The 6,762-nt window shown below is 70.3% G+C and carries 6 protein-coding genes; 1 reads left to right on the forward strand and 5 read right to left on the reverse strand.

What is annotated here, in order from left to right; translation table 11 throughout:
• The first annotated feature begins 114 nt into the window (after positions 1-114).
• Entirely contained in the window at positions 115-819 is a 705-nt protein-coding gene (locus tag ACXIZN_RS29250) for an SRPBCC domain-containing protein (protein ID WP_457958235.1), read from the forward strand.
• Here ACXIZN_RS29250 and ACXIZN_RS29255 read toward each other — a convergent pair.
• The 5 genes from ACXIZN_RS29255 to ACXIZN_RS29275 all read right to left on the reverse strand — a co-directional run bounded on the left by ACXIZN_RS29255 (position 816) and on the right by ACXIZN_RS29275 (position 6,452).
• The gene (locus tag ACXIZN_RS29255; RefSeq protein ID WP_457958237.1) at positions 816-1,577 is read right to left on the reverse strand and encodes a hypothetical protein; all 762 of its coding nucleotides are present in this window, start codon (positions 1,575-1,577) and stop codon (positions 816-818) included. The two genes, ACXIZN_RS29250 and ACXIZN_RS29255, sit on opposite strands and share 4 nt — an antisense overlap.
• Before the next feature lie 233 nt (positions 1,578-1,810).
• Positions 1,811-3,373 (reverse strand): bifunctional phosphoribosylaminoimidazolecarboxamide formyltransferase/IMP cyclohydrolase, encoded by a 1,563-nt coding sequence (gene purH / locus ACXIZN_RS29260; protein WP_192747891.1) that lies wholly within the window; start codon positions 3,371-3,373, stop codon positions 1,811-1,813.
• On the reverse strand, positions 3,370-3,987 hold the full coding sequence (purN, locus tag ACXIZN_RS29265; protein WP_457958238.1) for a phosphoribosylglycinamide formyltransferase: 618 nt from the start codon (positions 3,985-3,987) through the stop codon (positions 3,370-3,372). Before purN ends, purH begins: the two co-directional genes overlap by 4 nt.
• A gap of 76 nt (positions 3,988-4,063) precedes the next feature.
• Positions 4,064-5,500, reverse strand: a complete 1,437-nt coding sequence (locus tag ACXIZN_RS29270) for a cell division protein PerM (protein ID WP_457958240.1) — start codon at positions 5,498-5,500, stop codon at positions 4,064-4,066.
• A gap of 142 nt (positions 5,501-5,642) precedes the next feature.
• Positions 5,643-6,452: a DUF5336 domain-containing protein gene (locus tag ACXIZN_RS29275; RefSeq protein WP_457958242.1), complete on the reverse strand. Its 810-nt coding sequence runs from the start codon at positions 6,450-6,452 to the stop codon at positions 5,643-5,645.
• Positions 6,453-6,762 lie beyond the last annotated feature (310 nt).

Here is a 6,762-nt window from a genome sequence, read left to right on the forward strand (position 1 = left end):
CCCCAGAATGTGACCCTCATCACGTCGCCTTTAGCGGGCTAAACGCGATCCGGCTGTCGAAAGCGCCCCTGGCCAGGCGTCGCTCTTGTGAAGGCAGACGAGAGAGGACAAGTCATGGCGAAGGAATCCGAGGTCCGCTTCGAGGGCTTCCTCCCCACCACACCCGCGGACACCTGGGCCGCGATCACCACGGGCAGCGGCGGCTGGCTCTGGCCGATCCAGTACGAACCGCGCGACGGCGGCGCTGAGTCCGGCCTCACCCCCGACGGCGGCATGGTCACCGTCTGGAAGCCGTCACAGCGCTTCGTCACCTACGCGGAAGACGAGAGCGGCTGGTTCAACACGCTGGAATACGTCCTCGAACCGAGGGACGGGGGCACGTACCTGCGCTACGAGCACACCACCGTCCTCGACGACTGGGACGTCGAATACGACGCGTGTGAGCAGCACACGTCGTTCTACTACCACTCGCTGGGCGAGTACCTGACGCACTTCAACCGTCGTCAGGCGAAGTACTTCAAAGCCGACGCACCCGAAGCGTCGACGGCCCCGAAGGCGTTCGAGGCCGTCCGGGCGGCGATAGATGCGAAGGCCGTGGGTGACCGGGTGTATCTCGATGTCCCCGGCGTCGAGGGCGTCGTCGACTACCTGACGCCGGCCTTCATCGGCGTCCGGACCGAAGACGCGCTGTACCGCTTCTACGGCCGGAACGTCTGGGGCTGGCCCGTCGGCATCGGGCACCACCTGTTCGCCGAAGGCGCCGACGCGGACAAGGCCGAGAAGGCGTGGACAGCCTGGCTGAACGACCTGTACGCCTAGCGGGGCAGGTTCTTCACGAGCTCCGCGCCCACGGACTTCGCCACTTCGGCGGACTCCGCGGGCGGGATCGGCGAGTTCGTGAAGAACCCTTTGTCCCAGCCCTTGTAGGTGACGATGACGACGTACACGCCCTGGATGACCCGCAGCTCCGCGCCACTGAAGGCGCTGTCGGTGTCGAGGGAGACGAGGACCGCCTTCTCCCCGATGCCCTGCACCTGCTGCTGACGCTCGGACGGCGCGGCCGACCCGGTGGACGACTCCGACGCGCGCCTCTCGGCGTCCGGCCCCTCGTAGCGGTACACCATGACCTGGAGGGCGCGGTCGTGGACGTTGTCGCTCTCCGGCGGCAGCCAGGAGCAGCCCTGCTGCTTCGTGACGATGTCGCCCGCTTTGATCTCGTTGTCGCGGACGCCCTGGAAGCTGCTGGTGAACGTCTTGTTCAGGATCTCCGGGGAGAGGGCGCACTCGGCGGGCGGCTGCTGCGAGACCGGCGCCTTGCCGACCGACGAGTAGTACTCGGACGCGAAGATGCCGCCGGGGATGCCCAGGCCGAGAAGGACCACGCCGCCCACGATCAGGCCGACGATCAGCCCGGTCTTTTTCTTCTTGGGCGGCGGCCCGTAGCCGGGCGGACCGTAGCCAGGCGGCGGACCGTATCCGGGCTGGGGCGGGCCGTAACCCGGCTGCTGCCCGTAACCCTGCCCAGGTGGCGGGCCGTGACCCGGCCCCTGGCCGTACCCCTGCGGCGGCTGGTGCACCGATCCTCCCCTACCGATTCGCCTACGTCCGCGTCGCGTTTAGCCCGCTAAAGGCGACGCGCGCCCGGACCTGCGTTTCGCGGGCTAAACGCGATCCGCGGCCAGCATGGCACGACCTCCGCGGCCGGGCACCGAAATGCCCGTGGTCCTGTCCACCCCGCCGGATCGCGTTTAGCCCGCTAAACGCAAGTCCGGGCCCGGATCGCGATTAGCCCGCTAAACGCAGGTCGGCGTCAGTGGGCGAAGTGGCGCGTGCCGGTGAGGTACAGGGTGACCCCGGCGGCCTCGGCGGCGGCGATGACCTCGGCGTCGCGGATCGAGCCACCCGGCTGGACGACGGCGCGGACACCGGCCTCCAGCAGGACCTCAAGCCCGTCCGGGAACGGGAAGAAGGCGTCCGAAGCGGCGACGGAGCCCTTCGCCCGGTCGCCCGCACGCGACACCGCGAGCCGCGAGGAGTCGACCCGGTTGACCTGGCCCATGCCCACGCCGACGGTCGCGCCGTCGTTCGCCAGCAGGATCGCGTTCGATTTCACCGCGCGCAGCGAACGCCACGCGAACTCGAGGTCGGCCAGCGTCCGCTCGTCGGCGGGCGCGCCGGTCGCCAGGGTCCAGTTCGCCGGGTCGTCGCCCTCGGCGGCGATCGTGTCGACGGTCTGCACCAGCATGCCGCCGGAGATCGGCCGGAACTCGATCGGATCGGGCGACGTGATCGCGGGCAGCTTCAGCAGCCGCACGTTCTTCTTGCGCTGCAGGATCTCCAGCGCCTCGGCGTCGAAGTCCGGCGCCAGGACGACCTCGGTGAACACCTCGGAGATCTGCTCCGCGGCCTCGCGGCTCACCGGCCGGTTGGTCGCGATCACCCCGCCGTAGGCCGAGACCGGGTCGCAGGCGTGCGCCTTCCGGTGCGCCTCGGCGATGTCCTCGCCGACCGCGATCCCGCATGGGTTGGCGTGCTTGATGATCGCGACGGCCGGGGCCTCGAAGTCGTAGGCGGCACGGCGCGCGGCGTCGGTGTCGACGTAGTTGTTGTACGACATCGCCTTGCCGTGCAGCTGCTCCGCGTGCGCGAGGCCAGGACGCCAGTGCTTGTACAGCGCGGCCTTCTGGTGCGGGTTCTCGCCGTAACGCAGGACATCGCCGCGCTCCCACGAAGCGCCGGTGAAGTCCGGGAAACCGGAGTCGTCCGCGGGCGCGTAGACGTTCGCGAACCACGAGGCGACGGCGGTGTCGTACGCCGCCGTGTGCGCGTAGGCCTGCGCGGCGAGCCGCTTGCGGTCGGCCAGCTCGAAACCACCCGCGGCGACACGCTCCAGCACCCACTCGTAGCGGGAGGGGTCGACCACGACGGCGACGCTGTTGTGGTTCTTCGCCGCGGCACGCACCATCGCCGGGCCGCCGATGTCGATGTTCTCGACACAGTCTTCGGGGCTCGCGCCCGAGGCGACGGTCTGCGTGAACGGGTACAGGTTGACCACGAGCAGGTCGAACGGCGCGATGTCGAGCTGCTTGAGCTGCTCGACGTGCTCCGGGCGGTCGCGGTCGGCGAGCAGGCCCGCGTGCACGCGCGGGTGCAGCGTCTTGACCCGGCCGTCGAGGGACTCGGGGAACCCGGTGACCTCTTCGACCGGCGTCACCGGCACCCCGGCGTTCGCGATGACCTTCGCCGTGCCGCCGGTCGACACGATCTCGACACCCGCCGCGTGCAGCCCGGTGGCGAGTTCGAGCAGGCCGGCCTTGTCGGAGACGCCGATCAGCGCGCGCCGGACGGGACGCTGTCCCTGTGCGGTACTCACGAAAACCTCACCTTTCGTCCCTCGACCGCGCACCCGCTCCGGCCGAGTTTTTCGATCGTTTCCACCAGGAGCCTGCGTTCCACGGCCTTGATCCGCTCGTGCAGGACGTGCTCGTCGTCGTCGGGCTCCACGATCACCGGCTCCTGCGCGATGATCGGCCCGGTGTCGACTCCGGCGTCGACGAAATGGACCGTCGACCCGGTGATCTTGACGGCCATCGCCAGCGCGTCGGCCACGGCGTGCGCGCCGGGGAACGACGGCAGCAACGCCGGATGTGTGTTGATCACGCGGCCGGGGAACCGCGCGAGGAATTCGGCGCCGAGGATCTTCATGAACCCCGCCGAGACGACCAGGTCCGGCTGGTAGGCGGCGACGGCTTCGGTGATCGCCTTGTCCCACGCCGCGCGATCCGGATGATCGGCCATCCGCACGGCGAACGACGGCACGCCGGCGCGTTCGGCGCGGGTGAGCGCCTCGATCCCGGTGCGGTCCGCTCCGACGGCGACCACCTTCGCCGGGAAGTTCGGCTTTTCGACGGCGTCGAGCACGGCTTGCAGCAGCGTGCCGGAACCGGACGCGAGGACGACGAGCTTCACCGGAGTGGGCAGGTCCAACCGACTAGCCAGAACGGGCTCCTTGCCACGGCGGTACGCACTCGGGCGTACGGCGCTTCACCTGGTCGCGACAACCCTAACGGTCGTCACCGGGAGCGCTTTCGTCGCCGGACCCCTCGGTGGATTCGGTCACAGCGTCGTCGGCGGCACCGTTGGGCTCGGGCTCGGGTTCCGGCTCTGCTTCAGGCTCGGATTCCGCCAGGGCCTCGTCCGCGTCCTCAGCCGATTCCTCGGCTTCGGCCTCGGTTTCTTCCTCCGCTGGTTCAGCCTCTTCGGGCTCGACGAGGTCTTCCTCGACTTCGGGTTCGCCCGGCGGTTCGGGGGCCTCGTGCGCACCGGCGAAGAACGCCACGAAGCCGCCGGGAACGACGATCCAGCAGAAGGCGATCACCGACGCGACCCCGACCGGCACGCTGATCGGATCGAACGGGCCGTCGCCGAGCCTGCCGCCGGACAAGGTCCCGAGGATGACGCAGCCGAACGCGACGAGAGCCCCCGCGACGGCGACCGCCCGCATCCGCAGCATCGGGTCCTCGTCGATCGCGCGGATCCGCCAGCCGACCAGCGCGCCGACCAGCGCGGGCAGGAGCAGCAACGCGGGCCACCAGACGGCGTGGTGCGACGGGACTCCCGCCAGCACCGGCACCCCCGGCAGCTGCCCTTCCTGGTAGCCGAACATGCCGACGGTCAGCGAACCGACCGAGAAACCCGGCCCGGTGGTGAACGACAGCGCGGCGACGACCGCGTTCGGCAGGTAGGCGACGGAAAGCACGAACAGGCCGAAGCTCGCACCGAACCCCGGCTCGAACAGGCTGTCCACAGTGGACCAGGAGAGCGCGGTGGCCACGGTGAACACCACGGCACCACACGCGATCAACGCGGCGAGGCCGAGCGCGCCCGCCTTCAGGCCTTGGACGGCCACGGGATCGAACCGGTCCCGCACGGCGGCGGGCAGCCCGCAGACCTTCGCGACCCCCGCGATGGCGGCGAGTCCGGCGAGAAGGCCCGGCACACAGAAGGCGGTCAGCGGGTTCACGTCGACCGGCGATCCGCCCGACAGCAGGGCGACGAGCACACCGAACAGGGCGTGGGCGCCGGCGATCACCGTCACCACCGGAACGGCGTCCGCCGGGGTCCGGCCGCCGCTCCGGCGAGCGGCGCGCGCGGCCGCCCTCGCCACGAGCCAGCCGACGAGGAGGGTCGGCAGCAGCGGCAGCACGCCGAGCGGATGACCGCCGAGGTCGAGTTCCACCTGCCACGAGGCGAGCCAGCCAGGGCCCGCGGCGAGCACGGCGCCGGTGGCCGAAAAGCGGGATCGGTCGGCGGCGAACGAAATCATCGCGAGGACCGCCACGATGGCGGTGAAGGAGAACAGCAGGGGCGAGAAGACCACCGCGAGCAACACACGAACCCGCTTCGCCCTGGAGACCTCCAGCTCGGGGACGAGGTCGCTCACCGGCTCTTCGCCCGGCGGGCGTTCGTCGCGGGTGAGCAGCTTCATGATCCGCACCATTACATCCGGACTGGGCCGTCCGGGTGAGGCACGCCGCCACCGGACAGCGCACGTGGCTCAACCCACCCGGTCGGGTAACCCGGAAAAGAAAACACCCGCCGTGACACGGAGAGTCACAGCGGGTGTTTTTTGGTGCGAGAGCTCAGCTCTGTTTGCCGAAACCACCGGGCGGCGTGCCCGGGTTCTGGCCCGACTCCGATGAGGAGGACGGCGGCTGCTGGAAGAACTGGCCCTGCTGCGGCGCGTACGTCGTGGCCTGCTGGCCCGGCGGCTGGGTGACCGGCGGCTGGAACCCGCCCGGCTGCGAGAACGGACCGGACTGCTCACCCTGCTGCTGGCCCTGCTGGCCCGAGCCGGGGAACGGCTGGACCTGCGTGGCGGCCGGGCCCTGCTGACCCTGCTGGCCGAACGGACCCTGCGGGCCCTGCTGCGGGAACTGCTGGCTGTACGGGGCCTGCGGCGCCTGCTGCTGCGGCTTCGCGGCGGGCAGCTTGATGACGTCGTGCTCGAACAGCAGCGCGGCGACCGCGACCAGCATCTGCAGGATGCCGAGGATCAGCACCACGGTGAGGATGCCGGGGACCGAGATGTCCTCACGGCCGCTTCCGTAGCCGATGACCAGGTCCAGTGCCCCGAACGCGCCGATCACGCTGAACAGCGCGGCGAACGGCAGCGTCTTCGGGCCGCGCGGCAGCGCGTGCAAGGCCGCGAGGAGACCGCTGACCAGGAGGAAGAGTGAGACCTGCCCGGCGGCGTCGGCCTCGTCGGAGAAACCGATGAAGAACTGCACCAGGCCGAGGACGGTGACGGCGAGCGCGAGCAGCAACGCCAGGTTCAGCGGGGCGGCCGGTGACGGCGCCTGCTGCTGAGGAAAGGCTCCCGAGCTGGGGTTGGGGTGTTGCTGGCCGCCACCCTGCTGGGGGTAGCCGGGCCCACCGCTGGGATAGGACATCCGAATGCTCTCCTGTCGTTCGACCGGCACCCCGGGGCGCGCGGGACTCCCGGGACAAACGAGGCGGCTGTGATGCTCGAACGCTAGCGCACACGCGGACACCCCACGCCTCGGGCTCTGAGACGTCTCTACACCCGGTCAGGTTCCCGGCGGAACCCCTCGACGACGACCGGATCGCGATTAGCCCGCTAAACGCGACGCGGCCGCCGGATCGCGATTAGCCCGCTGAACGCAGGTCCGCCCCCGACGTGCGTTTAGCGGGCTAATCGCGATCCGGGGCGAAAAGAGGCGGGGCCGGGCCCCGGGGGGG

This window comes from Amycolatopsis sp. TRM77291 (assembly GCF_054166285.1).

What these genes read in the sequence shown, in the direction of transcription:
- ACXIZN_RS29250 (WP_457958235.1), top strand. Translation starts at nt 115, where the DNA reads ATGGCGAAGGAATCCGAGGTCCGCTTCGAGGGCTTCCTCCCCACCACA.
- ACXIZN_RS29275 (WP_457958242.1), bottom strand. Translation starts at nt 6,452, where the DNA reads ATGTCCTATCCCAGCGGTGGGCCCGGCTACCCCCAGCAGGGTGGCGGC.
- ACXIZN_RS29270 (WP_457958240.1), bottom strand. Translation starts at nt 5,500, where the DNA reads ATGGTGCGGATCATGAAGCTGCTCACCCGCGACGAACGCCCGCCGGGC.